The organism is Streptomyces sp. CA-111067 (assembly GCF_050956065.1).
Lineage (GTDB): Bacteria > Actinomycetota > Actinomycetes > Streptomycetales > Streptomycetaceae > Actinacidiphila.
Genome location: NZ_CP192103.1, coordinates 3,175,075 through 3,199,957 on the forward strand (window position 1 = coordinate 3,175,075; position 24,883 = coordinate 3,199,957).

Genomic DNA, 24,883 nt, shown 5'->3' on the forward strand with positions numbered 1-24,883 from the left:
CGTGACGAGGGCGCGGGATGCGGCCTCGGCACGGGCCCGGTGGGGGGACCCGCTGAACGTAAGGGCTACGACAGCGGCGGGTATGCGTTCGCCACGAGCTGGTGGAACTGGGCGGAGAACCAGTCACCTGCGAGCGGCGAGTTCGGCAGCGCACCGGTCAGGTTGTTGCCGTTGCGCCCGTTGCCGGTGTAGGTCGGGTCGCACATCCGGTCGAAACCCTTGCCCTGGTCGTTCGGGATCGCGGTGCTCGAACCGTCGGACTCACCAGGGGGCTTGACCCACACGTAGGCGTCGAGTCCGGCCGCGGGCGAGGCGGTGGGCCGCGCACCGAGGCCGGCGCCGGACTGGTTGCACCAGTTGCCGGCGTGGATGCGGCGGTCGATCCGGCCGCCGTCGACGTACGTGTCCACGCTGGTCGTCGCGCCCGGGGCGGTCGGACGGGCCGAACCGCCCCAGCCGTTGCGGGAGGTGTCGATCAGCATGCCGATGTTGGAGTTGAAGCCGTCCTGCACCAGGAGCGTGCGCAGCGCCTGCGCGTAGCTGGTCTCGTCCACGTAGTTGTTCCAGTCGACCCACTTGGACTGCCGCACGGTGGTGCCGTTGACGTTGTCGGTGACCTTGAAGTTCGGCTCGGTCGTCGCGCTGTAGTTCGCGGTGTTGACGATGAAGCCGGTCACGTCGTTGACGGTGGCGCCGCTGGTCGTCGCGGCCTTCAGGAACTCCTGCGCGGCCGGGGCCAGGTTGGAGTCCCAGCCGAGCCAGGCGTGGTGCGCGGCGTCGATGTAGTTGTAGACGTTGCCGATCGCGCCGAGCTTGTTGAGCGCGTAGCCCACGCCCTTCTCGTAGTTGCCGTTCGCCTTCATCGTCGCGCAGGCGTCGGTCGAACCGGCGGTGCCGCCCGCGTTGGTGGTGAGGTTGGGCAGCGAGTCGGGCTCGATGATGTTGACGATCCGCAGACTCGCGTACTTCGGGTCCGACATGATCGCGGCGATCGGGTCGATGTACTCGGTCTCGTAGCGGCCGATCTCGGTGGCGCCCAGCTCGCCGTTGGAGGCGAGGGCGGCGCAGTCGCGGCCCGGCAGGTCGTAGATGACCAGCTCGATGGTGAGCGGCTGGCCGCCGGCCTGCTGCACCGCCTCGTCCAGGTGGTCGCGCAGGCCCATACCGCCGTTGACGCCGTCGATCGCGGCGATCCGGTCCAGCCATACCGCGGTGGACTGGTTCGCGATCTTCTGCCCGCCGTCGGCCGCGGCCTTCGCGGACCACTCGGGATTGACGTAACCCTTCGCTCCCGCATACGGGTTGTCCACCCGGCTGCCGTCGGGCGGGTTGGTCGGCGGGGTGGTGGGAGGCGTCGTCGGCGGAGTGGTGGGCGGGGTGGTCGGCGGCGTGGTGCCGGTGCCGCCGCCACCGCAGGTCACACCGTTCAGGGTGAACGACGTCGGCGAGGTGTTGGTGCCGCTGTACGAGCCGTTGAAGCCGAAGGTCGCCGTACCGCCGCTGGCCACCGCGCCGTTGTACGACAGGCTGGCCGCGGTGACGGCCGCGCCGGTCTGGCTGACGGTGGCGTTCCAGCCCTGGGTGACCTTCTGGTTGCCGGAGAAGGACCAGCCGAGCGTCCAAGTGGTCAGCGCGGGACCGGTGTTGGTGATCGTCACCTGGGTGGTGAACCCGGTGTCCCACTGGCTCACGCTGTAGTTGACGGCGCAGCCTGCGGTGGCCGCCGATGCGGTCGAACTGCTGACGGCGGCGACCGCGCCGCCGGAGGCGACGATCAGTGCGCCCGCGGCCAGCAGGGCGCTTCTGCGTCGGTTAGTCGGAACTGCCATGTGCGAACGACCTCCATATGGGGGGATGGACCTCGCGAAGCTGCTTCGAGAGGTCAAGGGAGGTGGTGCGGTGGATCGTGGTTCGGTTACACGCTCTTAACGTGGGAGCGCTCCCATAGTGGGGAGAGGGGTTGCCCGTGTCAATGCTTGAAGCACGACCTGCTATGGCGACGGCTTAACCGGAACCCCGGCGGAGGGGGCGCCGGCGGCGCCAGGGGCGCGGGTCGCGGGGGCCGCGGCCAACGTCCAGGGGCGCGGGAAACTGCGCGCCCAGCCACGAACGGCCCGCAGACGGCCGAATACCGCCCCCGCAACGGCGAGTTGCCGCACGTGCGGCCCCGCATCAGCGCCGACGCAACCCACAAGCGTGCGCGAGAAAGTTCCCCAACCGCCCCACAGCATCGCCCTCCTTGTACGCGTACAACACCCCGCTCAACCCGTCCCCGCCCGCGCGCAGCAGCAAAGCGCTGACGGGACTCCCCACCCCCGCGTCGCCCGTCGGCAACCGCACCGGAACAGAGACCTTCAGGTCCCACGCATCAGACCCGGCGGCCGGGGCGACGACCCCCTCCCCGCCCAACCGGACCTCAACCTGACCTTCCGTCAAAATCCTTACCACAAGCGGAACTTCACGCTCAGGCGTGTTGACGGCGCCAGCCCACGTGCTCCCCTCCGGCAGTGCGAGCGGCCGCGCCGGATCCGGTACCACCGGACTGATCCACTCGTCCCGGTACCCGGGTACAAGTTCGGCCATCACGTGCCGGACGATCGCGTCGCGCGCGCCCTTGTTCGTGGTGTTGGTCAGCACGGAAACCGCGAGCCCGCGCCCCGGAACCCCGATCGTCATCGCGGCGACCCCGGGCCCGCCACCTCCGTGGCTGTGCACGAGCGGAGAACCGGCGCCGGCAGCGGCCACACACCACCCGAGCCCGTACCCCAGATGCTCGTTGACCGGCAGCCCGGCCAGCGTCGCGGCGGCCGTGCCCGGCCCCATTACCCGCCCGAACGACCCCGTGAACAAAGCCAGTTCACCAGCCGTGGCCCACCCGAGAGTGGCCCCCGGGTGCCCGCAGTCGTAGTCCGGGTACGCCCGGCCGTCGACCGCGTACCGCACGGCGGCCGGCGCCGGGCCGGTGTACCGGGCGCCGATCCGGCAGGCGTCGAGGCCGAGCGGCTCGCACACCCGCCGCCGTACGAATTCGGCCAACCCGACCCCGGCGGCCGCCTCCAACTCCCGCCCGAGCAGGCGATAGCCGAGGTTCGCGTACTCGAACCCGGCGTCCGGCGCCCGGAGTTGAAGCACGTACGCGTCCGGGTCGATCGGCCGGCCGCCGTCCCCGTCGTACTCCCAGTGGTAGAACGGCGCCAACCCGCCCCGGTGCCGCAGCAGTTGGCGGAGCGTCGGCGCCCCGAAGCGGAATGTGCCGGGCACCGGCGCGTCGAGGTCGAGGAGCCCGTCGTCGGCCGCCGCACACACCGCGGCCGCGGTGAACGGCTTGGTGACGGAGGCGAGTCCGTACGCCGTACCGGGCGTCGCCGGGCGGCCGGTCGCCGTGTCCGCCGTCCCGTACGCCTCGGCGAAGACCACCTCGCCGCGCTCGGCCACCGCGATCGAGACAGACGGGCAGTCGTACCGTCGCAGCGCCTCGGCGCAGTGCTCGGCGAACGCGCGGGTGTCGAGTCCCGTCACGCGGTCGCCCGCGCCGCCGCCCGGCCGGCCGTGCGGCCGGAGAAGATGCAGCCGCCCAGGAACGTCCCCTCCAGCGACCGGTATCCGTGCATGCCGCCGCCGCCGAAGCCCGCGGCCTCCCCCGCCGCGTACAGCCCGGCCAGCGGCGCCCCCCGCCCGCCGGCGGCGTCACCGCCCACGGGGGCGGGCACCAACACCCGCCCCTCCAGGTCGGTTTCGAGCCCGCCGAGCGACTTGCGGGTCAGGATGTTGAGCCGTACCGCGATCAGCGGCCCGGCCTTCGGGTCGAGCAGCCGGTGCGGCGCGGCCGTCCGGATCAGCTTGTCGCCAAGGTAGTTGCGGGCCCCGCGGATCGCCGTGACCTGGAGGTCCTTGGTGTAGGTGTTGGCGATCTCCCGGTCCCGCGCCTCGATCTCGCGGCGCAACTCCGCCTCGTCGATCAGCCCTTCACCGCTGAGCGCGTTCATCCCCCTGACCAGCGCGCCGAGTTCGCGTTCCACGACGAAGTCCACGCCGTGCTGCTTGAACGCCTCGACCGGTCCCGGCGCCCCCGGCAGCACCCGCTTCAGCACATCGCGCACGCTGCGGCCGGTCAGGTCCGGGTTCTGCTCGGAGCCCGACAGCGCGAACTCCTTCTCGATGATCTTCTGCGTGAGCACGAACCAGGTGTACTCGTGGCCGGTCCGCATGATGTGCTCGAGCGTTCCCAGCGTGTCGAACCCGGGGAAGTACGGCACCGGCAGCCGCTTGCCGGTCGCGTCCAGCCACAGCGAGGACGGGCCCGGCAGGATGCGGATGCCGTGCTTGTGCCAGATCGGGTTCCAGTTCTCGATGCCCTCGGTGTAGTGCCACATCCGGTCGCCGTTGATGCCGGAGGCGCCGGCCGACTCGGCGACGCCGAGCATCAGGCCGTCCACATGTGCGGGCACCCCAGACAGCAGCTTCTTCGGCGGGGTGCCGAGCCGCTCCGGCCAACTGGCCCGTACCAGCTCGTGGTTGCCGCCGATCCCGCCGCTGGTGACGATCACCGCCTGCGCGCGCAGGCTGAACTCCCCCGCCGTCTCCCGCGAACTGGCCTGCCCCCGTTCGGCGTCGCTCTCCACCAGCAGCTCGCCGGTCACTCCGTCCACCGCGCCGTCGGTGCTCGTCAGCCCCGTCACCCGGTGCCTGAACCGCAGTTCGACCCGGCCGCGGGCCACCGCCTCCCGTACCCGCCGTTCGAACGGCTCGACCACGCCGGGTCCGGTGCCCCACGTGATGTGGAAGCGCGGCACCGAGTTGCCGGGGCCGGTCGCCAGGAAGCCGCCGCGCTCGGCCCAGCCGACCACCGGGAACAGCCGCAGGCCCTGCTCGCGCAGCCACGCGCGCTTCTCGCCGGCGGCGAAGTGCACGTACGCCTCGGCCCAGCGGCGCGGCCAGTGGTCCTCCGGGCGGTCGAAACCGGCGGTGCCGAGCCAGTCCTGGAGGGCGAGTTCGGGGCTGTCCTTGATCCGCATCCGGCGCTGTTCGGGCGAGTCCACCAGGAAGAGGCCGCCGAACGACCAGAACGCCTGGCCGCCGAGCGAGGCCGCCGGCTCCTGGTCGAGCAGGATCACCTTCCGGCCGGCGTCGGCCAGTTCGGCGGTCGCCACCAGACCGGCCAGCCCCGCCCCCACCACCACGACGTCCGCGTCCAGCGCCATCGGCTCGCTCCCTCGATCGATCGTCTGCTGCTTCTGCTCGGCCTGTACGTCTGCTCGGTGCTACGTCTGCTCGGTGCTACGTCTGCTGCTCGGTTTCACGTCTGCGGGCGGCGGTGCCCGCGCGCATGATCGCCGGTGCCGGGCCGGCCCGGTACTTACTCGCGGGTCAACTCGTCGGTAGCACGTTACGCGAGCGCTCGCGGCAGGTCAGCGGGGGCGGCGGGAGGAATCTGCGGGGCCGGGGCGCGCCCGGGCGCGGGGGCGGCGGCTCGCGGAAAAGTTGCTGGCCGGTGCCGGGGGCCGAACCATGGGACGGGTGAGCGATCGCGCGTACCTACGGTTCCCGCACCTGCACGGCGACCTGCTCTGCTTCGCCGCAGAGGACGACATCTGGGTCGCCCCGCTCGACGCGCCCGGCCGCGCCTGGCGGGTGACCGCGGACCGTACGCGGGTGGGCCCGCCGCGGCTGTCGCCCGACGGCACGACGATCGCGTTCACCACCTGGCGCAGCCTGGACCCGGAGGTGTACCTCGTCCCGGTGGACGGCGGAACCGCCAGACGGTTGACGTACTGGGGCAGCACCGACACCCGGGTGTGCTCGTGGACCCCGGACGGCGACGTCCTCGCCGTCTCCTCGCACGGCCAGCCGTTCTCGTACTTCACCTGGGCGCACAGCGTGCCCGCCGACGGCGGCGGGCCCGGCGGCCCGCTGCCATGGGGGCCGGTCTCGGACATCGCCGTCCACGACGAGCCCCGGGAGAGCGACGGGGGCGAGGCCGGGGCCGGGTCCGGGGCCGGGTCCGGCGAGGCGGCCGGCGAAGGGGACCCGGCGCGCGAAGGGGGCGGCGAGGCGGCCGTCGAACGCCGCACCCTGCTGCTGACCGGTACCCCGCCGCACGAGCCGCACGCCTGGAAGCGCTACCGCGGCGGCGCGACGGGGCGGCTGTGGCTGCACGGCGAGCGGCTGGTCCCGGAGCTGAACGGGCACCTGGCCGCGCCGATGTTCGTGGCCGGCCGGATCGCCTTCCTCTCCGACCACGAGGGCATCGGCAACCTCTACTCCTGCCGCCCGGACGGCACCGACCTGCGCCGGCACACCGACCACGCCGACTTCTACGCCCGCAGCGCCGCCACCGACGGCATCCGGGTGGTCTACCAGTGCGCGGGCGAACTGTGGCTGGTCGACGACCTGGCCTCCCCCGACGCCCGGCCGCGCCGGCTGGAGGTGCGGCTCGGCGGGCCGCGCAGCGGGCGCCGCCAGTACCAGGTGCCCGCGTCCTCGCACGTGGACGGTCTCGCCATCGACGGCACCGGCCGGGCGAGCGCGGTGTGCGTCCGCGGCAGCCTGTACTGGCTCACCCACCGCGACGGCCCGGCCCGGACGATCTCCGACTCGCCCGGCGCCCGGGTGCGGCTGCCGGAGATGCTCGGCGACACCGGCCTCGTCGCCTTCGTGACCGACGCCGAGGGCGAGGACGGCATCGAGCTCGCGCACCTGCCGGGGCGGGCGTCGCGGGCACTCAGCCGCGGGCCGCAGGAGGCCGGCGACGTCCCGGCGTACGCGGCCGCGGAAACCGCTGCCGGGGGCGAACCCGCTGCAGCTGCGGCGGGTTCCGGCGGCGTTCCGCGGGCCGACGCGGTGCCGCTGCCGGAGCCGACCGGCGCGACCAGGTGGCGGGACCCCGCGGAGAGTGACACGTCGGCCGATGGTCATAAGAATGTCCAGATCACCACAGCGCTCACTCGTTCGGGTGAGGTGCGCCTGACCGACACAGCTGCGGCGGGTAACGACAAGCCGGCCGGCGCAGCTGTAGCGGTCAGCGACGAACAGCGTTCGCAACCCGCCGCAGCTGCGCACGGCGGACGGCTGGCCGTCGGCAGACTGGGCCGGGTCCTGGAGCTGGTCTCCTCCCCCGACGGCCGCACCCTGGCGGTGGCCGCCCACGACGGCCGGCTGCTGCTGATCGCCACCGGCGAGGGCGAACCTCCGACCGACGCGGACGGCGACGACTACGACGCCGTCCCTTCCGGCACCGGCGGCCCGCCGGCCGGCACCGTGGACGAACTCGTCCGCTCCACCAACGGCCCGGTCCGCGACCTCGCCTTCTCCCCCGACTCGGCGTGGCTGACGTGGTCGCACCCCGGTATCGGCCGCAGTCTGCGCTCGGTTCGGATCGCCCGCCTGGACGATCACACGATCATTGATGTGACCAACGGCAGGTTCGAGGACGAGCAGCCGGTGTTCACCCGCGACGGCCGCTATCTGGCGTTCCTGTCCTGGCGCGGCTTCGACCCGGTGTACGACGTCCACACCGGCGACCTGTCGTTCCCGCTGGGCTGCCGCCCCTACCTGGTGCCGCTGAACTCCGCGACCCCGTCACCGTTCGCCCTGCCGGTGGACGGCAGCCCCGTCGGCAGCGGCCTCGACCCGGGTGAGGCCGGCGGCGAGGGCGGCGACGGCCCGGTCGTGGTGGAGGCGGAGGGGCTGCCGAGCCGGGTCACCCCGTTCCCGGTGTCGGCGTCGAAGTACTCGGCGCTCGCGCCGGTCCGCGGCGGCCTGGTGTGGCTGCGCTGGCCGATCTCGGGCGCGCTCGGCGAGACGTTCGTCAACCCCACCGACCCGTCGGCCCGCCCCACCCTGGAGTACTTCAACCTCGGCAAGTCCCGGCGCACCGAACTCGTCCACCACATGGACTGGTACGCGGTCAGCGGCGACGGCCGGCGGCTTGCCGTCTTCGACCAGGGCGAGCTGGCGGTGCTGCCGTCCAACGAGCGCGGCGACGACGACTCGACCGTCTACGTCGACATGCGGCGGATCATGCACGAGGTCGAACCGGGCGCGGAGTGGCGCCAGTCGTACGCCGAGGCCGGCAGGCTGATCAGGGACTACTTCTGGGCGCCCGACATGTGCGGCGTGGACTGGCCCGCGGTGCTCGACCAGTACCGCCCGCTGGTCGAACGGGTCGCCACCCCCGACGAGTTCGCCGACCTGCTGCGCGAGGTACTCGGCGAACTCGGCACATCGCACGCATATGTGCAGCCCGCCCGCCGCAACGAGGGCCCGCCCCACTACCAGCGCCCGATCGGCCTGCTGGGCGCCGACTTCCAGCACCACAAGGACGGCGGCTGGAGCGTGGCGCGGATTCTGCCGGGCGAGTCGTCGGACTCCAAGGCCCGTTCGCCGCTGGCCGGAACGGGCATCAGGGAGGGCGCGGTGCTCACCCATGTGGACGGCCGGCCGGTCGATCCGGACGCGGGACCGGCCCCGCTGCTCGCGGGCGCCGGCGGCACCACCGTCGAGCTGACGTTCACCCCGCCGGGTGGCAGGGGCGCGCCGCGCCGGGTCGCGGTGGTGCCGCTGATCGACGACCGTCCGCTGCGCTACCAGCACTGGGTGGCCAAACGCCGCGCCATTGTGCGGCGTCTGAGCGGCGGCAGGTGCGGCTACCTGCACATCCCCGACATGGGCGGCTCCGGCTGGGCGCAGTTCAACCGCGACCTGCGCAAGGAGGTCGCCTACGACGCGCTGCTGGTCGACGTCCGCGGCAATGCCGGCGGCAGCATCAGCGAACTCGTCATCGAGAAGCTCAGCCGTACGGTGCTCGGCTGGGACCTGACCCGCGACGCGCAGCCCGTCTCCTACGTCGGCGGCGCCCCGCGCGGCCCGGTGGTCGCGATCGCCGACGAGGCGACCTCGTCCGACGGCGACATGATCACGGCCGCGTTCAAACTCCTCGGACTGGGCCCGGTGGTGGGCCTGCGCACCTGGGGCGGCGTGGTCGGCATGACGGGCCGGCACAAGCTGGGCGACGGCACGGTGATCACCGTGCCGATGAACGCGGCCTGGTTCGACGCGTACGGGTGGTCGGTGGAGAACCACGGCGTGGACCCGGACATCGAGTCGCTGCGCACCCCGCTGGACTGGGCGGAGGGCCGGCACGGCCAGCTCGACGTGGCCGTGAACACCGCTCTCACGCTGCTGTCCCAGCACCCGGCGGCCACCCCGCCCGACCTCTCCGCCCGCCCCGACCGCGCCCGCCCCCCGCTCCCGCCGCGCTGAGGCGCGCGCGGCGGGCCGTCGCGACCGGGGCCGTCGGACCGGGACGTCACGACCGGGTGGTCGCGGCGCTCTTCGGGGCTGTGCCGCCCGTTCCGGACTTCGCGGCGGTATCGTGCGTCGCGAGGTCCAGCGCGGCCCGTACGGCGCTCTCCTGCGCCGTGAGGGTGTGCTCCCGGGCGACGGTGTAACCCGCGATCAGGTCGGCCACGCTGGTGGTCTGGGAGGCGCTGCGCCACAGCGGCGTCGTGGTGTCGATCCGCTGGATCAGCGCGTTCACCGGGGCCTGTGCCCGCACCGGCCAGTTGTGCGCCTTGAGCAACTGCTCCTCGATGCCGAGGGAGTCGGCGACGCTGCCCGTCCACTGCTCCCAGTCGGACCGGTTGGAGCTGCTGAGCTCGTCCGGCGGCAGCGCGAGGGCGGCGTCGAACCGGCCCTCCGCGTCGAGATACGCGTACTGGTCGGCGGTCAGCGTCCGCCGGTCGCGCCGCATCGACCCGGTGGCGGTGCCGCTGCGGGCGGCGAAGAAGCACACGGCGTTGTGGTCGCCCGCCTGCCACGCGGACTTGCCCGGGTAGAGGGCGCGGGTGGGGCGGGCGGCCGGGTCGAGCGTCCAGGCGTCCATGTCGTACCGGGCGATGAGCGTATGGCAGTAACCCGCCGCATCCTGCGCCAGTTGCGCGGCGCCGGGGTAGGGCCGGTTGAACAGCGCGGCCGTGCCGAACGCCTCCCCCTGGTGCGGCTGCGCGCAGGGCACGATGCGCACGGTCTGCGCCGCCTCCATGCCTCCGGCGAGCGTCGCCGCGTCGGCCGTGAAGCAGTCGCCCGCCCTGAGGTGGCGGGGGTCGGGATCGGCGGTGTGCGGATCGGCGCTCACCTTTACGGGTGAGTGCGTGGCGGTCGGCGCGGCAGACGTTCCCGATCCGTGGCAGCCGGCCACCGATACGGCGGCAGCCGCGACGGCCGCGACCGTCGCGAAGACGGCACCCCTGCGTCCGGCGCGGACACGTACGACAAATGCTGAACCGATCATCGCGACGACCCCCCGGGCAGATCCTAGGCGCTGGGACCGCCGGTGCGGCACACGGGCGACGTGAAGAAGGGGCGCCCCCTCAGGGGGTGCCCCTTCCGCGTCACGGTGTTCGCGCGACTAGCTCAAAGCGCGACGTCAGCTCCAGTTGTCGCTGTCGTCGGACTCCGAGTCGCGACGCTCCTGCGCCTGGTCCTCGAAGTCGGAGCGGCGCTCCTGACCCTGCTGTGCGCCACGCTCGGCCATCTCACGGGGGTTGTCCGCGTCAGCGGCCTTCTCCCGCTGCTCACCGGCGGCACGCTTGCCCTTCTCGGTGAACTCGTTGGCCTTGTCCTTGAACTGGTCGAAAGCGCCCATGATTCACTCCTCCTGGAGTTTGTGGGGATGGGGCCTCGATCAGACTGACACGGCGCCGCACACCTCGCATCTCGGACGAAAACCCTCTGTGATCGCAGGGGTTGGCCTCACTGTGTGTGATGCCCCGCGGCGCGCGCCGACTCGTCGGCCTCCCCGCCCCGCCCGACCAGCCCTCGCCGCACTCCCGCCTGACCGGCCAGCGCCGGCGCCGCCCGCCGCATCTCGCGGCGTCCGAGCGGGCCGCCGATCACCGATGGCAGCGCGCCGCGCACCGACTGCATGCCGCGCAGCCACCACTGCGCGTATACGTGCGGCGAGCGGCGCACGACGCCGGCCGCGAGCCGCTCCACCGCGGGCTCCAGCGGATATGTGCGGTTCGTCGGCCACGGCAGCTTGGCGCGCAACTCGCGCAGTACGTCGTCCTGGTCGGCACCGCGCACCATGTCGGTGTCGGTCCAGCTCAGATAGCCGACGCCGACCTTGACCCCGAGATGGCCGATCTCCGCGCGCAGACTGTGCGCGAATGCCTCGACACCCGACTTGCTCGCGCAGTAGGCGGCCATCATGGGCGCCGGAGTGAGCGCGGCGAGCGACGCTATCTGCAGCAGGTAGCCGCGCGAGGCGATCAGCGCGGGGAGGAAGGCGCGGGCGGTGGTGACGCTGCCGAGCAGGTTGACCTGGATGACGCGGTCGAACGCGTCCGGGTCGGAGTCGAGGAACGGCCCGCCGGTGGCGACTCCAGCGTTGGCCACCACGACGTCGATCCGGCCGAAGTGCGCCAGCACCTCGGCGGCGACCGCGGCCATCGCGTCGCGGTCGGTGACGTCCGCGGTCCAGCAGGCCGCTCCGCCGCCCAGCGCCCCGGCGACCTGCTTCAGCTCGTCCGGTTCGAGGCCGACCAGCGCGAGCCGGGCGCCGCGCGCCGCGAGCTTGCGGGCCAGCAGCGCGCCCACCCCGCGGGCCGCACCGGTGACCACCACGACCTGACCGTCCAATGATCTGCTCATGCGCTCTTCTCCTCTTCGGCCGGCAGGGCGAGGGGTGACACGGCGGTCTGATCATCGGACGTGACGCCGCCGGCGGTCAGGTGGTCGGCGGCAAGGCGCCGGATCACGGTGTCCACGGCCGCCGCGTCCTCGATCGGCGTCATATGGCCGAGGCCGGGCAGTTCGGTCAGGCCGGCGCACAGCGGGAGGACCGCTGCCAGACCACGGGCGTGCACCTTGGGGGTGAGTTTGTCGGCGCTGCCGACCAGCACGGCGGTGGGCGCGGCCAGCGCGGCGGCCTCGGCGTCCAGGTCGAGCACGGCGAGCACCCGCCCCCAGGCGGAACGCTGCCGGGCCCGGCAGGCGTGCACGATCCGCGCGGTGAAGGCGACCTGCTCGCGGGTGGCGCCGGCGGCGAGCACGCCGTACTTCAGCGCGGCGCGCGACAGCGGGGTGACGGGGCCGAGCGGCAGCCGCGAGGTGAGCAGCTGCCGGTGGAAGGCGCGCCTGATCGCGCGCGGCCCGAACCGCGACGGCAGCACCTGCGTCGAGCCCAGCAGCCGTCCGCTGCCGGTACTGGCCAGCAGCACCGCGGCGGTGCGGTCGGTGACGGCCGTGCGCCCGGACGCCGCCATGATCGTCATACCGCCCATCGAGTGGCCGACGAGCACCGCGCGCTCACCGTCGGGCACGACAGCCGTGACGACCGCCTCCAGGTCGTCGGCGAGCACCCCGGTGCCGTAACCCCTGCGGGTGGCCGGCGGCGCGCTGCGGCCGTGGCCGCGCTGATCGTAGGCGACCACCCGGAAGTCGGCGGCGAGCCGCCGCACGACCGGCGCCCAGAAGAGGGTGGAGCAGGTCCATCCGTGTGACAGCACGATGGTCGGACCGTCGGACCGGCCGTACTCCTCGACGTGGATGCGGGTTCCGTCATCCGATACGACGGTCAGTTCGCGGCGGGCGGCCACCGCCTCGTACGGCACGCTCACGACATCGCCTCCACCGACTGCTCGGCATCCGCGGCGACCGGCGCGAGCACCTCGTACTCCGACAGCTTCAACTGCTGGGTGGCGCGCCGGAACTCCGCGGTGGTGCCCGGCCAGGCGGTGGTGTTGCGGCCGTTGGCGTCCAGGTACCAGCTGTTGCAGCCGCCGGTGTTCCAGACGGTGCGGGCGGCGCGGCGCTGCATCTCCTCGTTCCACGCACTGACTGCGGCGGGTTTCGCGTCCAGCGCGGCGCCACCCGTACGGGTGAGGGTGCGCAGGTAGTCCGCCACGTAGTTGAGCGACGATTCGATCATCAGGATCATCGAGCTGTTCCCGAGGCCGGTGTTGGGGCCGATGATGAACAGCAGGTTGGGGAAGCCGTCCACGGTGCAGCCGCGCAGCGCGGCCATCCCGTCCTTCCAGTGCTCGGTCAGCGTGCGGCCGTCCGATCCGATCACCCGATCACCGATCGGCATGTCGGTGACGTGGAAGCCGGTTCCGAAGATGATCGCGTCGACTTCGCGCTCGGTGCCGTCGGCGGTGACGATCGACGAACCGCGCACCTCTGCGAGCGCCGAGGTGACCACCTCTGTGTTGGGTTGCGCGAGCGCCGGATAGTAGGTGTTGGACAGCAGGATGCGCTTGCAGCCGATGGTGTAGTCGGGGGTGAGCCGGGCCCGCAGTGCCGGGTCTTTGACCGACCGCCGCAGATGGCCGCGCGCGATGGCCTCGGCCGCCTTCATCAGCTTGGGCCGCTTCACGAACGCGCCCACCTGGAACTCGCGAATCGTCCACAGCAGTGCGCGGCGCGCCTTCGCGGTGCTCGGCACCTTGCCGTGCAGCCAGCGTTCGGCGGCCGTCACCGGGCGGTCCACCCGGGGCATCACCCACGGAGGGGTGCGCTGCACCACGGTGAGCTGCCCGACCTCCGGCTGGATCGACGGCACGATCTGGATCGCGGACGCGCCGGTGCCGACCATCGCGACCCGCTTTCCCCTCAGGTCGAAGTCGTGCTCCCAGCGCGAGGAGTGGAAGACCCGGCCGGGGAAGTCCTCGATCCCGGGGATGTCGGGGATCTTGGGGTCGGACAGCGGGCCGGTCGCGGAGATCACCACGTCCGCGGTCAGCTCGCCGGCCGCGGTCGTCAACTCCCAGCGCCGGTTGTCGCCGTCCCAGCGGGCCTGCCGGACCTCGGCGCCGAACCGCAGATGCGGGCGCAGCCCGAAGGTGTCGGTCACCCGTTCGAGGTAGGCGCGGATGTGCTGCTGCCCGGAGAAGGCGCGCGGCCAGTCCGGGTTGGGCGCGAAGGAGAACGAGTACAGGTGGGAGGGCACGTCGCAGGCGCAGCCGGGGTAGCTGTTGTCGCGCCAGGTGCCGCCGACCGAGTCGGCCCGCTCCAGGATCACGAAGTCGGTGATCCCCTCGCGCCGCAGCCGTACCGCCGCCCCGAGCCCGCCGAACCCGGACCCGATCACCGCCACCCGCACGTGTTCACGGCCGTCGTCCATGGCACCGCCCTCCACATCCGTCACGCCGACTCGCTTCTTAATCACGCCAGCAATCACTGGCATAGTCGGGACTGTAGGGCACACCGGGTTACCAGCGGTAGGGGTAGGCCGAAATCCGCCGCAAGGGCATCGGGTACGCCGGCCGCCGGCAGTCCCCGCGCCGGCCCCCGCCCGTCCCGCGATCCGCAACAGGGGCGGCCGGTAACGGTTACCGCAGGCCATAGGCTGGCCGGGTGGACGACCACGACGACGACAACGCGACCAGGCCGCGCGAATACCGCGTGGAGGAGCTGGCCGAAGCCGCCGGCATCCCCGTCAGGACGCTGCGCTTCTACCGCGAGCGCCGCCTCCTGCCGCCCCCGCGCCGCGACGGCCGGATCGCCTGGTACGGCGAGGACCACCTCGCCCGGCTGCGTACGATCGCCGCCCTGCTGGAACGCGGCCACACCCTGGGCGGCATCGCCGAGCTGATCGCCGCCTGGGAGAACGGCCGCACCCTGCACGGGGTAGCCGAACTGCTCGGCCTTGAGGGCGCCCTGGCCATGCCCTGGTCGGCCGAGACCCCGGTGCGGCTGACCCCGCAGGAGCTGGCCGACTACTTCGGCCACGACGTCAGCCCGGAGAACCTGACGGACGCCCTGGAGATCGGCTACATCGCGGTCGACGGCGAGAACGTCGTGCACATCAGCCGCAGGCTGCTGGACGCCTCCGCGGCGCTGGTGCGCGAGGGCGTGCCGCTGTCCGCCGTCCTGGCGGCCGGCCGCGAGGTGCGCGGCCACGTGGACGCGATCGCGGAACTCTTCACCAAGGCCATCAAGGACAACGTGCTCGGCCCGGTGGCCGAGGCGGCGCCCGCGGAGGCGCAGCGCATCGCCGAATCCGTGCAGAGGCTGCGCCCGCTGGCCAAGAACATCGTGGAGGCGGAGATGTCGCTCGCCATGGAGCGCCGGATACGCGCGGAGCTGGACGCATGGCTGCGCGAGCAGCACTCAGGCGATGATCACACCGGAAAGACCGAGCACAGGCGGCGCGCCTGACCGGCGGCATAGAGTGGGACGCAGCTACCCCTACCGGGAGGTGTCCCGTGCAACAGCCCCATGACGCCGACGCGGAGAAGGCCATCCTCGGCCGGATCACCGCAATGGTCGCGGACGAGAAGACCCTGCGCGATCTGCTCACCGCCGGGGGGATCGACGGCGCGACGGAACGCGAGCGGCTGACCGCCCTCGAACACGAACTCGACCAGTGCTGGGACCTGCTCCGGCAGCGCCGCGCACTGGCAGAGGCCGGGGAGGACCCCGGCGCCGCACAGGTCAGGCCGTCCTCCACCGTCGAGGGCTACCGCTCATGACGGACCCGGCCGGCGGGGAGCGCGCGCGCAGCGCCGTCACCGTCAGCGACGACCCGCAGAAGAAGCGGTACGAGGCCAGGATCGGCGGCGAGGTGGCCGGTGTCGCCGCGTACATCCGCACCCACGACATGATCGCCTTCATCCACACCGAGGTGCGCGACGAGTACGAGGGCCGCGGCGTCGGATCCTCGCTGGCCCGCAGCGCCCTGGACGAGGCCCGCGCGCAGGGGCTGCGGGTGCTGGCCGTCTGCCCGTTCTTCGACGGCTGGATGGGCAAGCACCCCGAGTACGACGACCTGCGCTATGTGCCCGCCAGCCAGGTGACCGACTGACCCGCTTCCATTGGAGCGGTTTTCGCCCACCCGGCGCCCTGTGCGTCGCGCGCGCTCACCCGCAGGAGTGAGCGCGCGCCGACCGGACCTCGATGTCGTTTTCTCGCCAGACCGGGAGCGCGCGGCGGGCGATGCTGGTGGGGTGCATACGGACTTCGACGCCTGCGTTCGTGCCGTCCAGTCGAAGGACTCCCGGTTCGACGGGTGGTTCTTCACGGCGGTGCTGACCACCCGCATCTACTGCCGGCCCAGCTGCCCCGTGGTACCGCCGAAGGTCGAGAACATGACCTTCTACCCGAGCGCCGCCGCGGCCCAGCAGGCCGGCTTCCGGGCCTGCAAACGCTGCCGTCCTGACGCCAGCCCCGGTTCGCCGCAGTGGAACGAGCGCGCCGACCTGGTGGCCCGCGCCATGCGGCTGATCGCCGACGGCGTGGTGGACCGCGAGGGCGTACCGGCGCTGGCCGCGCGCCTGGGCTACAGCCCGCGGCAGGTGGAACGGCAACTGCTGGCCGAACTGGGCGCCGGACCGCTGGCCCTGGCCCGCGCCCAGCGCGCGCAGACCGCCCGGCTGCTGATCGAGACCACCGCACTGCCCATGGGCGAGATCGCCTTCGCGGCCGGCTTCTCCAGCATCCGCACCTTCAACGACACCGTCCGCGAGGTGTTCGCACTGGCCCCCGGCGAACTGCGCGCCAGAGTGGCCGGCGGCGCACAGAGCCGTACGGCCGCCGCGCAGGAGACGCCCGGCGTGCTCGCCCTGCGGCTGCCCTTCCGCCGTCCGCTGACCCCCGACAACCTGTTCGGGCACCTGGCCGCCACCGGCGTCCCGGGGGTCGAGGAGTGGCGGGCGGGCGCCTACCGCCGCACCCTGCGGCTGCCGCACGGCACCGGCATCGCCGCCCTGCGGCCGGAACCCGACCACATCGGCTGCCGGCTGTGGCTGACCGACTGGCGGGACCTCACGCAGGCGATCAGCCGCTGCCGCCGGCTGCTCGACCTGGACGCCGACCCGCAGGCCGTGGACGCCCTCCTGTCGCAGGACCCGCTGCTGGCGCCGCTGGTCGCGAAATCGCCCGGCAGACGGGTGCCCAGGGTGGTGGACGGCCCCGAGTTCGCCGTCCGCGCGGTGCTCGGCCAGCAGATCTCCACGGCCGCGGCGCGCACCCACGCCGGGCGCCTGGTGCAGGCGTACGGCGAGCCCGTCACCGACCCCGACGGCGGGCTGACCCACCTGTTCCCGTCCACCGCCGCACTGGCCGGCCACGACCCGGCGCAGCTGGCGATGCCGCAGTCCCGGCGCACCACGCTGGCCGCCCTGGTGCGGGCACTGGCCGACGGCGACCTTGACCTCGACGTCGGCAGCGACTGGCAGCGGGCCCGCGCCCAACTGGCCGCACTGCCCGGCTTCGGGCCGTGGACGGTCGAGTCGATCGCGATGCGGGCGCTCGGCGACCCGGACGCGTTCCTGCCGACCGACCTCGGCGTACGGTACGCCGCCCGCGACCTGGGGCTGCCGGCCACTCCCGCGGCGCTGACCCGGCACGCCGCGGCCTGGTCGCCCTGGCGCGCCTACGCCACGCAGTACCTATGGGCGACCGGCGACCACCCCATCAACCTGCTCCCCCTGGAGGGTGTTTCCCGATGACGACCGCGACCCCGACTGCCGCCGCCCCGACCACCGCCCCCGGACGGACCGCCGTGACCGAAACCGCCGCCTCTGCCGCGGGTAACACACCGTTCGTCGCACACACCGTCGTCGACAGCCCCTGCGGGCCGCTCACCATGGTCGCGCGCGACGGCGCCCTGGCCGGTCTGTACATGGTCGCGCAGCGGCACCGGCCGCCGGAGGAGAGCTTCGGGCCGCGCGACGACGACCTGCCGGTCTTCGCCGAGGCGGCGAGGCAGCTCGACGCCTACTTCGCGGGCGGGCTCAGCCGGTTCGACCTGGACCTGTCGATGACGGGAACACCGTTCCAGCGGCGCGTCTGGCAGGCGCTGCTGGACATCCCCTACGGCGAGACCGTCTCGTACGGCGAGCTGGCGGTGACCCTCGGGCAGCCGACCGCGTCCCGCGCGGTGGGGCTGGCCAACGGCAAGAACCCGGTCGGCATCATCGTGCCCTGCCACCGGGTGGTCGGCGCCGACGGCAGTATGACCGGCTACGGCGGCGGCGTGGACCGCAAGCGCTGGCTGCTGGCGCACGAGCGGGGTACGCACCAGCCGATGCTCGGCTGACGGCTCGTCACCGGCGTCATCGTCAGCCCGGCACGCGGCAACCAGCCGCAGCTGCACCGGTTTCCCCGGTCATACATAGGTCCGTAGTACCGGCGGCGGTGACCCCTGCAAGGGGCCGCCGCCGCACCGGCTACTCGACGAGTGCTTCCGCCATCTGCCGTCCGGGGACGTCCGCATCGCCGCCGGGCGTCTCCTTGCGGCGGCGACCGCGCCACCAGCCGTAGCCGGCGATGCCGATCACCGCCAGCAGGGACGCGGCCGCCGCCGCCTCACCCTCGTGCAGCCCCGGCGGGGTGAAGGAGCAGGAGACCGACGAGGCGCCGCCACCGAGCGGCACGGCGACCAGGCCCAGGTAGGACGAGGCGGCGTGCGACCCGCGGCCGTCCGCCGAGCAGGACCAGCCCTTGATGGCGGGCGCGGCCAGCACCGCGTATCCCTTGGTGCCGGGCCGCAGCGTGGCGTGGAAGCCGTCGTCGTTGATGGCGACCTTGGTGGCCGCGGTGGCGGCGAGCCGCTGCTCGGCCGCGGCCAGCCGGCTCCGGTCGAGGCAGCCAAGGCCGTTGGCCGGCAGCTTGCCGCGTGAGGCCGCGTGCACCCACAAGGTGAAGCGCCCGCTCGCGGGCACCTCGCCGATCCGCGCCATGGCCGCGCGGTGGCTCGGCATCAGCCCCTGGAACGGCACCGGCTGCTGCCCGGCGAGCGCCACGGTACCCATCAGGTTCGGCGCCCAGAAGTAGATCTGGTTGCCCGCAGGACAGGCCGAGTCGAGCCGGTAGGTGTTCGAACCCGCCGTGCCCCTGCGGCCGTTCCGCACCGGAAAACCGTCGCCTCTGCGGTGGATCGGACGGCCCGCGCTGTCGTGCAGCGCGATCGTGCCGGGTGTGTAGACGCGGCTGCCGAGCAGCATCTCCTGGTTGCGGTACGGCGACGGGCCGTACCTCCCGGCGGGAGCCGTCGCCCGTACGGTGACCATCGGCGGCACCGCCTGGTGGGTGACGATGGGCGGCGCAGTCTGCGGAGGGTTGGCGCGCTGATGCGGGTCGGGCGGCGAGTGCAGCCGCGCGCCGACCGACAGGAGCACGTCGGTGACGGGGTTGTCGATGCTCTGCGGGGCGCGGCCGCGCGAGGTCCAGCCGCCGCCGAGCGACGCCAGGGTGCTGGTCAGCACCTCGGAGGTGAGGCTGCTGTAGTACTGCGCGCCCTGACCGCCGACTTCCAACGGGTCATTGCTGACGGTCTGTTGACGCCCCGGCTCGGTGCGATACGCCGGCCAGGCGTCGTTCGCCTTGATCGCGTCGCGCTCCCACTGCTGGCGCTGCCCCCAGGGGGCGTAGTTGTCGAACGACTCCAACTTCTTGTGGTCGGTCCAGGAGTTGCTGATCGCGGACTGCCCCACCTGGGTGACGATCAGCAGCCCGACCGCGATGGCGGCCGGCACCGTACGCCGCAGCCGCTGCGCCCGGTCGAAGAGCAGCAGCGCGCCCATCGCGAGCACCAGCCCGGCACCGGCCAGCGGATAGGTCGAGGGTCCCGCCAGGCCGTCGTCGGCGATGAACACCGACGCGGCCACGACAGCGGCCATCACCCCGGCACCGCAGGCCAGCGGGCGCCACCCGGGCAGTCCGTGCGCGAGCGCGAACCAGGCGGCGATCACCAGCACCCCGCTGAGGGCGAACGTCTCGCGGTAGGCGCTGCCGTTGGGCGTGGTGAAGGCGTACCAGAACAGGTGCGTCGGGCCCCACTGGAAGGAGGCCGCGACCACCACCGCCAGCGCCGTCCACACCGCGCGGGTGCGGCGCGGCACGGCCCGGTGGAAGGGCAACGCGAAGGCGAGCAGCAGGGCGGCGGTGTCGATGTAGTTCGACGGGCTGGCGAAGCCGTAGGTGCCCGGCAGCATCCGGACCAGCATGTCCGACCAGGGCACCGCCTGGAAGTCCTGCTTCGGCAGCGGGTAGACGAGCTTGTCGCCCTTGACGATGGTCATCAGCACGGGCGCGGTCAGGGCGACGCCGAGAACCATGCTGAGCGCGCCCCTGCCGGCCGCGATCAGCCGCTGCCGGTTGGTGGCCGTACGGTCGGTGGCCAGCCGCGCCAGCAGCACCAGAGCGGCCGCGACGGTGGCCATGTAGGCGGTGTAGAAGTTGGCGAACCAGCAGATCGCCACCACCCCGACCGACAGCACCATCCGCCGCCCGGCCCGCGCCCACTCCCCGACCAGGCAGAGCAGCGGGAAGGCGATCAGCCCGTCGAGCCACATGGGGTTGTACGAGGCGAGCATCAGGGTCCACCCGCACAGCGCGTACGAGCTGCCCAGCAGACCGGCCGCCCACCAGCGTCCAGGGCGCAGGGTGAGCAGCAGGCACGCCATCGCGGCGGCCGCGGCGCCGATCTTGAGCACGGTGATGACGTAGAGCGCCAGATCGATCCGGTCGCGCGGGAAGAGCGCGACCAGCAGCGCGAACGGGCTCGCCGTGTACGCGCCGAGGTCGGGCAGGAAGCTGCTGCCGTAGCCGGACTGCCAGTTCAGCAGCAGGCCGCCGTTGGCGCCGCCGTGCAGCATGTCCCAGAAGTGGGCGTGATAGGGCACGTATTGGTTGCCCAGGTCATTCACATTGCGGGTGCGGCTGCCGAACGGATAGCTGCGCGCCATGGCGTCGCCCACGCAGAAGGCGATCATTGCGACGGACGCTGACAGTAAAGCCGCCCGGAGCCGAAGCCGCCCGCCAGGGCCGGGGAAGTCTACTTCGGATGCCATCGGTTCCCCCGCGCCTGTCTTGTGCGTCATCTCTGCAGATAGTAAACAGAGTTGGGAGGCGCATTGACACGGACTATGTATGCATCGCGTAACAAGACGTCCCCGGCGGAGAATTGACTCCGGCCGGGGACATCTTTTGCAAAGATGTGATTAGTTCGGGGACAACCAATCAGACCCGAATCGACTCACGGTCGTCGTCCGCGGCGCCCTGCGGCACGGTGTGGCCGGCCACCACCAGGCTCTTGCGCAACTGCTCGCCCTCGACATCCACGTTGGGCAGCACCCGGTCGAGCCAGCGCGGCAGCCACCAGGCGCCGCGGCCGAGCAGTGCGAGCACCGCCGGCACGATGGTCATACGGACGATGAACGCGTCGAAGGCGACGGCGATGGCGAGCCCGAAGCCCATCATCTTGATCATCGACTCCGAGGAGCCGATGAACCCGGCGAAGACGCTGATCATGATGACCGCGGCGGCCGAGACCACCCGCGCGCCATGGGTGAATCCGGTAACGACGGCTTGACGTGGCGACTCGCCGTGAACGTACGCCTCCCTCATCCGGGTGACAAGGAAGACCTCGTAGTCCATCGCCAGTCCGAAGACCACACCGATCATGAAGATCGGCATCATGCTCATGATCGGACCAGTCTGCTCAACGCCGATCAGACCGGCCAGCCAGCCCCACTGGAAAACCGCCACCACTGCGCCGAGTGCGGCGAGCACCGACAGCAGGAAGCCGAATGCGGCCTTCAGCGGCACCAGCACCGAGCGGAACACCACCATCAGCAGCAGGAAGGCGAGCCCGACGACCAGCGCCAGATACGGCACCAGGGCGTCGTTGAGCTTCTGCGAGACGTCGATGTTCATCGCAGTGGTGCCGGTCACCAGTACGTGCGCCCCGGTGGCCTCGGTGAACCCACCCGAATGGCCGCGGATGTCGTGCACCAGGTCCTCGGTCTGCGAGCTGCTCGGCTTGGAGTCCGGCACCACGGACAGGGTCGCGGTGTCACCCTTGGCGTTGAACGACGGTTCGTGCACCGTCTTGACGTCCGGGAAGCCGGCGATGGTCTGCTTGACCTGCTGCGCCGCCGCCTTGGAGTCGGCGCTGTGGGCGGTGTCCACCACCACCATGAGCGGCCCGTTGAAGCCGGGGCCGAAGCCGTCGGACAGCATGTCGTACGCCTTGCGCTGGGTGGTGCTGACCGGCTGCGAGCCGTCGTCCGGCAGGCCGAGCTGCATGCTGGTGACCGGTATCGCGGCCAGGCCGAGCGCCACCACGCCGGCGATCAGGAACGGAACCCGGCGCCTTACCACCAGTTGGGCCCAGCGAGTACCGCGATTGGGCTTGCCGTCGGTGGCCGCGCGGCCCTTGCGCACCTTGCGGGTGAGTACCTTGGGGCCGGCGAAGCCGAGCAGCGCGGGGATGAGGGTGAGTGCGATCAGTACCGCGACGGCGACGGTGCCCGCGGCCGCCAGGCCCATCTTCGTCAGCATCGGGATGTTGACGACGGCGAGGCCGGCGAGCGCGATGAGCACGGTCAGACCGGCGAACACCACCGCGGAGCCCGCCGTGCCGACCGCCCGCCCGGCCGCGTCCTCGCCGTCCCGGCCCTCCATGAGCTCGTGCCGGTGCCGGGAGACGATGAACAGCGCGTAGTCGATGCCGACCGCCAGTCCGATCATCGACGCGAGGGTGGATGACGTACTGGACAGGCCGAGCGTGCTGGCCAGCGCCGTGATGGACGCGATGCCGACGCCGACACCCATGATCGCGGTGAGCAGCGGCAGTCCGGCGGCGACCAGCGAGCTGAATGTGATCATCAGAACGACGGCCGCGATGCCGATGCCGATGACCTCGCTGTTGCCGGTCTCGGGTGACGCCTGCAGCGCGTCGCCGCCGGTCTCCACGGTCAGCCCGGCGTCCCGGCCGTCCTGCGCCGCGTCCTCGATGGAGTGACGGGTGGCGTCGGTGATGGCGGTGGACTTCGCGTCATAGGTGACGGTCGCATACGCGGTGCGGCCGTCCTTGCTGACGGCGTCGCCGCCGTCGGCGAACGGGTCACCCACGGTCGCCTTCTGCGGGCTGTTCTTCAGATCGGTGACGACCTTCTCGACGGCCGCGCGATTGGCGCCCGCGGTGATCGTCTGACCATTGGGCGCCTTGAAAACCATACGAGCGCCGGCGCCGTCCGCATTCGACCCGGGTGACCGTTCGTGCAGCAGATCGAATGCCTGCTGCGCCTCGGTACCCGGCACCGTGAAGTTGTCACTCGGCGCGGACGGCGCGGTGGCGGCGCCGACACCGGCGAGCGCCAGCAGGCCTATCCAGACCAGGACGACATAACGCCGTCGCCGGAACGCGAACCGGCCAAGTTTGTAGAGGAAAGTAGCCATGAGGGCATGGACTCCCGTCGGAAGAAGTCGGAATTGGGCGCGAGGAACCAGCCCGACGACGAGAGCGGCGTGTCAGGTGGAGCGGTGACGCAGTAAGTTGAAACGAGCGCTGGGAATGCTTATGTGATTACAGTTCGACCCGATGAGGTCTCAGGTGATCAGATGCCGGGCTTATTGAAGACCCAGCGCGGGGACGACCACGGCGTCGATGTACCGGTGGCTGTACTCCGGATCGGCATCGACACCTTCGATGATGGGCCGCGCCAGTGCGGCCCCGAACAGCATGTGCGGAATGAACTCGCTCGCCGGACGGTCGGCCGCCAGCTCGCCGCGGTCCACCGCGCGCTGCACCAGGAGCCGGAAGCTGTCCAGCTCCGGTTCGATGAGCAGCTCGCGCAGCGCCCGGAACAGGTCCTCGTTCTGGAAGGCGGCGTGCGCCAGGCCTCGCATGAGTTCCTGGTCGCGTTTGGTCTCGGTCTGGTCGTGACAGCGGACCAGCTCGTGCAGGTCGCCCGGGAGCGACCCGGTGTCGATGTCCGACATGGACACCGGCTTGGAGTGCCGCAGCGCGGTGGCGACGAGTTCCGGCTTGCCCTTCCACTGGCGGTAGAGGGTGGCCTTGCTCGACCGGGTACGGGCGGCGACAGCGTCCATGGTCAGCGCCTCGTAGCCGACCTCGCGCAACAGCTCGACGACCGCCTCGTACAGCTCCCGCTCGCGCTCGGGGGTCAGGCGAGTACGACGTGAGGCCGGTGTGGCCGCCTGTGCCGTCATGTCCTGCTCCCTTCTCCGAACGAATCCGCACGGCAGCTTACGGTGTCGGGGCGGCAACGTAGCGACACCGTCAGGCGCCGTTCCGAACCGTCCGACCCGTTAGCGAAACGATGTCGTACACCTAGAGAGTAGACGACCCACGAACGAAACGCCACCGTTTCGATCGTGGGACGTATCACGCGCTTGTATGTCGGCTCCCGACAACCCGTCCACGGCGCCGCGCGTCCGCCGGGGGCGGGCTCAGGCGGGCAGCGCCAGGGTGTGGCCGGTGTGCTCGACCTTCGCCCGCAGATAGCGCACGTTGGCCGCCGACAGGTGGACACCGGTGGGCACCCGCTCGACCACCTCGGTGCCGAGCGCCGCCAGCTGCCGCTCCTTGTCGGGATTGTTGCTCAGCAGCCGGATGCCGGTCACGCCCAGTGCGGTCAGCATCTGGGCGGCTGCGGTGTAGTCCCGCTCGTCCTCGCCGCGACCGAGCGCGAGGTTGGCCTCGTAGGTGTCCAGACCCTCGTCCTGCAGCGCATAGGCGTCGAGTTTGGCGTACAGCCCTATGCCGCGGCCTTCCTGACGCAGATACAGCAGATAACCGCCGTGCTCGGCGATCCGCTCGGCGGCCTCGCGCAACTGCGGCCCACAGTCGCAGCGCTCGGAACCGAACACGTCACCGGTGAGGCACTCCGAATGCGGGCGCACCAGCGGAACGCCGGCCCGCCGGTAATCGCCGAGCCCGAGCGCCAGGTGCTCCTTGCCATCCGCCAGGCCGGTGAAGGTGAACACATCGGCGGTCGTCTCCCAGCCGTCGAGAAATCTCAGCGGAACGCGCACCTTGGTGCGGATTTCGGCGGCGACCGCAACTGCCGCCGGTGCGCCGGCCGAACGTCCCTCAATCTGGCTTACTGCCTCACCCGACATGGTGACT

At 71.9% G+C, this 24,883-nt stretch carries 18 protein-coding genes; 6 read left to right on the forward strand and 12 right to left on the reverse strand.

The features are described from left to right. Positions 1 to 65: 65 nt before the first annotated feature. From ACQPW6_RS13750 to ACQPW6_RS13760, 3 genes are all read right to left on the reverse strand, one after another. On the reverse strand, positions 66 to 1,829 hold the full coding sequence (locus ACQPW6_RS13750) for a glycoside hydrolase family 6 protein (protein WP_433889889.1): 1,764 nt from the start codon (positions 1,827 to 1,829) through the stop codon (positions 66 to 68). A 343-nt stretch (positions 1,830 to 2,172) separates the two neighbouring features. Next, positions 2,173 to 3,519: a serine hydrolase domain-containing protein gene (locus tag ACQPW6_RS13755; protein ID WP_433889890.1), complete on the reverse strand. Its 1,347-nt coding sequence runs from the start codon at positions 3,517 to 3,519 to the stop codon at positions 2,173 to 2,175. Then, positions 3,516 to 5,201, reverse strand: a complete 1,686-nt coding sequence (locus ACQPW6_RS13760) for an FAD-binding dehydrogenase (protein ID WP_433889891.1) — start codon at positions 5,199 to 5,201, stop codon at positions 3,516 to 3,518. Before ACQPW6_RS13760 ends, ACQPW6_RS13755 begins: the two co-directional genes overlap by 4 nt. A 307-nt stretch (positions 5,202 to 5,508) precedes the next feature. Between ACQPW6_RS13760 and ACQPW6_RS13765 the strand changes: the two genes are divergently transcribed. Continuing rightward, positions 5,509 to 9,261 carry a S41 family peptidase gene (locus tag ACQPW6_RS13765; RefSeq protein WP_433889892.1) on the forward strand — a complete coding sequence of 1,251 codons (3,753 nt, stop codon included), beginning with the start codon at positions 5,509 to 5,511 and terminating at the stop codon, positions 9,259 to 9,261. 46 nt (positions 9,262 to 9,307) lie between these two features. On the opposite strand, the gene ACQPW6_RS13770 is transcribed toward ACQPW6_RS13765, so the two are convergent. The 5 genes from ACQPW6_RS13770 to ACQPW6_RS13790 form a co-directional block, all read right to left on the reverse strand. Then, positions 9,308 to 10,291, reverse strand: coding sequence for a septum formation family protein (locus ACQPW6_RS13770; RefSeq protein WP_433889893.1), 984 nt, complete (start codon positions 10,289 to 10,291; stop codon positions 9,308 to 9,310). A gap of 135 nt (positions 10,292 to 10,426) precedes the next feature. Beyond that, positions 10,427 to 10,645 carry a hypothetical protein gene (locus tag ACQPW6_RS13775; protein ID WP_433889894.1) on the reverse strand — a complete coding sequence of 73 codons (219 nt, stop codon included), beginning with the start codon at positions 10,643 to 10,645 and terminating at the stop codon, positions 10,427 to 10,429. 107 nt (positions 10,646 to 10,752) lie between these two features. After that, positions 10,753 to 11,652: an SDR family oxidoreductase gene (locus tag ACQPW6_RS13780; RefSeq protein WP_433889895.1), complete on the reverse strand. Its 900-nt coding sequence runs from the start codon at positions 11,650 to 11,652 to the stop codon at positions 10,753 to 10,755. After that, positions 11,649 to 12,620: an alpha/beta fold hydrolase gene (locus ACQPW6_RS13785; protein ID WP_433889896.1), complete on the reverse strand. Its 972-nt coding sequence runs from the start codon at positions 12,618 to 12,620 to the stop codon at positions 11,649 to 11,651. Before ACQPW6_RS13785 ends, ACQPW6_RS13780 begins: the two co-directional genes overlap by 4 nt. Then, a complete protein-coding gene (locus ACQPW6_RS13790; RefSeq protein ID WP_433894524.1) occupies positions 12,617 to 14,125 on the reverse strand; it encodes a flavin-containing monooxygenase in 1,509 nt (502 codons plus the stop codon). Before ACQPW6_RS13790 ends, ACQPW6_RS13785 begins: the two co-directional genes overlap by 4 nt. Before the next feature lie 233 nt (positions 14,126 to 14,358). Between ACQPW6_RS13790 and ACQPW6_RS13795 the strand changes: the two genes are divergently transcribed. From ACQPW6_RS13795 to ACQPW6_RS13815, 5 genes are all read left to right on the forward strand, one after another. Further along, positions 14,359 to 15,162, forward strand: coding sequence for a MerR family transcriptional regulator (locus ACQPW6_RS13795; protein WP_433889897.1), 804 nt, complete (start codon positions 14,359 to 14,361; stop codon positions 15,160 to 15,162). A gap of 47 nt (positions 15,163 to 15,209) precedes the next feature. Further along, a complete protein-coding gene (locus tag ACQPW6_RS13800; protein ID WP_433889898.1) occupies positions 15,210 to 15,476 on the forward strand; it encodes a DUF2630 family protein in 267 nt (88 codons plus the stop codon). Next, positions 15,473 to 15,808, forward strand: a complete 336-nt coding sequence (locus ACQPW6_RS13805) for a GNAT family N-acetyltransferase (RefSeq protein WP_433889899.1) — start codon at positions 15,473 to 15,475, stop codon at positions 15,806 to 15,808. The genes ACQPW6_RS13800 and ACQPW6_RS13805 overlap by 4 nt, the downstream gene beginning before the upstream one ends. A gap of 142 nt (positions 15,809 to 15,950) precedes the next feature. After that, positions 15,951 to 17,453 carry an AlkA N-terminal domain-containing protein gene (locus ACQPW6_RS13810; RefSeq protein WP_433889900.1) on the forward strand — a complete coding sequence of 501 codons (1,503 nt, stop codon included), beginning with the start codon at positions 15,951 to 15,953 and terminating at the stop codon, positions 17,451 to 17,453. After that, positions 17,450 to 18,043, forward strand: coding sequence for a methylated-DNA--[protein]-cysteine S-methyltransferase (locus ACQPW6_RS13815; RefSeq protein ID WP_433889901.1), 594 nt, complete (start codon positions 17,450 to 17,452; stop codon positions 18,041 to 18,043). Before ACQPW6_RS13810 ends, ACQPW6_RS13815 begins: the two co-directional genes overlap by 4 nt. Before the next feature lie 130 nt (positions 18,044 to 18,173). Here the strand turns inward: ACQPW6_RS13815 and ACQPW6_RS13820 are convergent, their stop codons facing one another. From ACQPW6_RS13820 to ACQPW6_RS13835, 4 genes are all read right to left on the reverse strand, one after another. Then, the gene (locus tag ACQPW6_RS13820) at positions 18,174 to 20,720 is read right to left on the reverse strand and encodes a YfhO family protein (protein ID WP_433889902.1); all 2,547 of its coding nucleotides are present in this window, start codon (positions 20,718 to 20,720) and stop codon (positions 18,174 to 18,176) included. A gap of 247 nt (positions 20,721 to 20,967) precedes the next feature. Next, positions 20,968 to 23,190, reverse strand: coding sequence for an MMPL family transporter (locus tag ACQPW6_RS13825; RefSeq protein ID WP_433889903.1), 2,223 nt, complete (start codon positions 23,188 to 23,190; stop codon positions 20,968 to 20,970). A 171-nt stretch (positions 23,191 to 23,361) separates the two neighbouring features. Continuing rightward, positions 23,362 to 23,964: a TetR/AcrR family transcriptional regulator gene (locus tag ACQPW6_RS13830; protein ID WP_433889904.1), complete on the reverse strand. Its 603-nt coding sequence runs from the start codon at positions 23,962 to 23,964 to the stop codon at positions 23,362 to 23,364. Positions 23,965 to 24,204: 240 nt separating this feature from the next. Further along, the gene (locus tag ACQPW6_RS13835) at positions 24,205 to 24,876 is read right to left on the reverse strand and encodes a GTP cyclohydrolase II (protein ID WP_433889905.1); all 672 of its coding nucleotides are present in this window, start codon (positions 24,874 to 24,876) and stop codon (positions 24,205 to 24,207) included. Positions 24,877 to 24,883 lie beyond the last annotated feature (7 nt).

Coding starts and splice junctions, on each gene's coding strand:
- ACQPW6_RS13750 (WP_433889889.1), bottom strand. CDS start 1,829: ATGGCAGTTCCGACTAACCGACGCAGAAGCGCCCTGCTGGCCGCGGGC.
- ACQPW6_RS13760 (WP_433889891.1), bottom strand. CDS start 5,201: ATGGCGCTGGACGCGGACGTCGTGGTGGTGGGGGCGGGGCTGGCCGGT.
- ACQPW6_RS13765 (WP_433889892.1), top strand. CDS start 5,509: ATGGGACGGGTGAGCGATCGCGCGTACCTACGGTTCCCGCACCTGCAC.
- ACQPW6_RS13770 (WP_433889893.1), bottom strand. CDS start 10,291: ATGATCGGTTCAGCATTTGTCGTACGTGTCCGCGCCGGACGCAGGGGT.
- ACQPW6_RS13775 (WP_433889894.1), bottom strand. CDS start 10,645: ATGGGCGCTTTCGACCAGTTCAAGGACAAGGCCAACGAGTTCACCGAG.
- ACQPW6_RS13780 (WP_433889895.1), bottom strand. CDS start 11,652: ATGAGCAGATCATTGGACGGTCAGGTCGTGGTGGTCACCGGTGCGGCC.
- ACQPW6_RS13790 (WP_433894524.1), bottom strand. CDS start 14,125: ATGGACGACGGCCGTGAACACGTGCGGGTGGCGGTGATCGGGTCCGGG.
- ACQPW6_RS13805 (WP_433889899.1), top strand. CDS start 15,473: ATGACGGACCCGGCCGGCGGGGAGCGCGCGCGCAGCGCCGTCACCGTC.
- ACQPW6_RS13815 (WP_433889901.1), top strand. CDS start 17,450: ATGACGACCGCGACCCCGACTGCCGCCGCCCCGACCACCGCCCCCGGA.
- ACQPW6_RS13820 (WP_433889902.1), bottom strand. CDS start 20,720: ATGATCGCCTTCTGCGTGGGCGACGCCATGGCGCGCAGCTATCCGTTC.
- ACQPW6_RS13825 (WP_433889903.1), bottom strand. CDS start 23,190: ATGGCTACTTTCCTCTACAAACTTGGCCGGTTCGCGTTCCGGCGACGG.
- ACQPW6_RS13830 (WP_433889904.1), bottom strand. CDS start 23,964: ATGACGGCACAGGCGGCCACACCGGCCTCACGTCGTACTCGCCTGACC.
- ACQPW6_RS13835 (WP_433889905.1), bottom strand. CDS start 24,876: ATGTCGGGTGAGGCAGTAAGCCAGATTGAGGGACGTTCGGCCGGCGCA.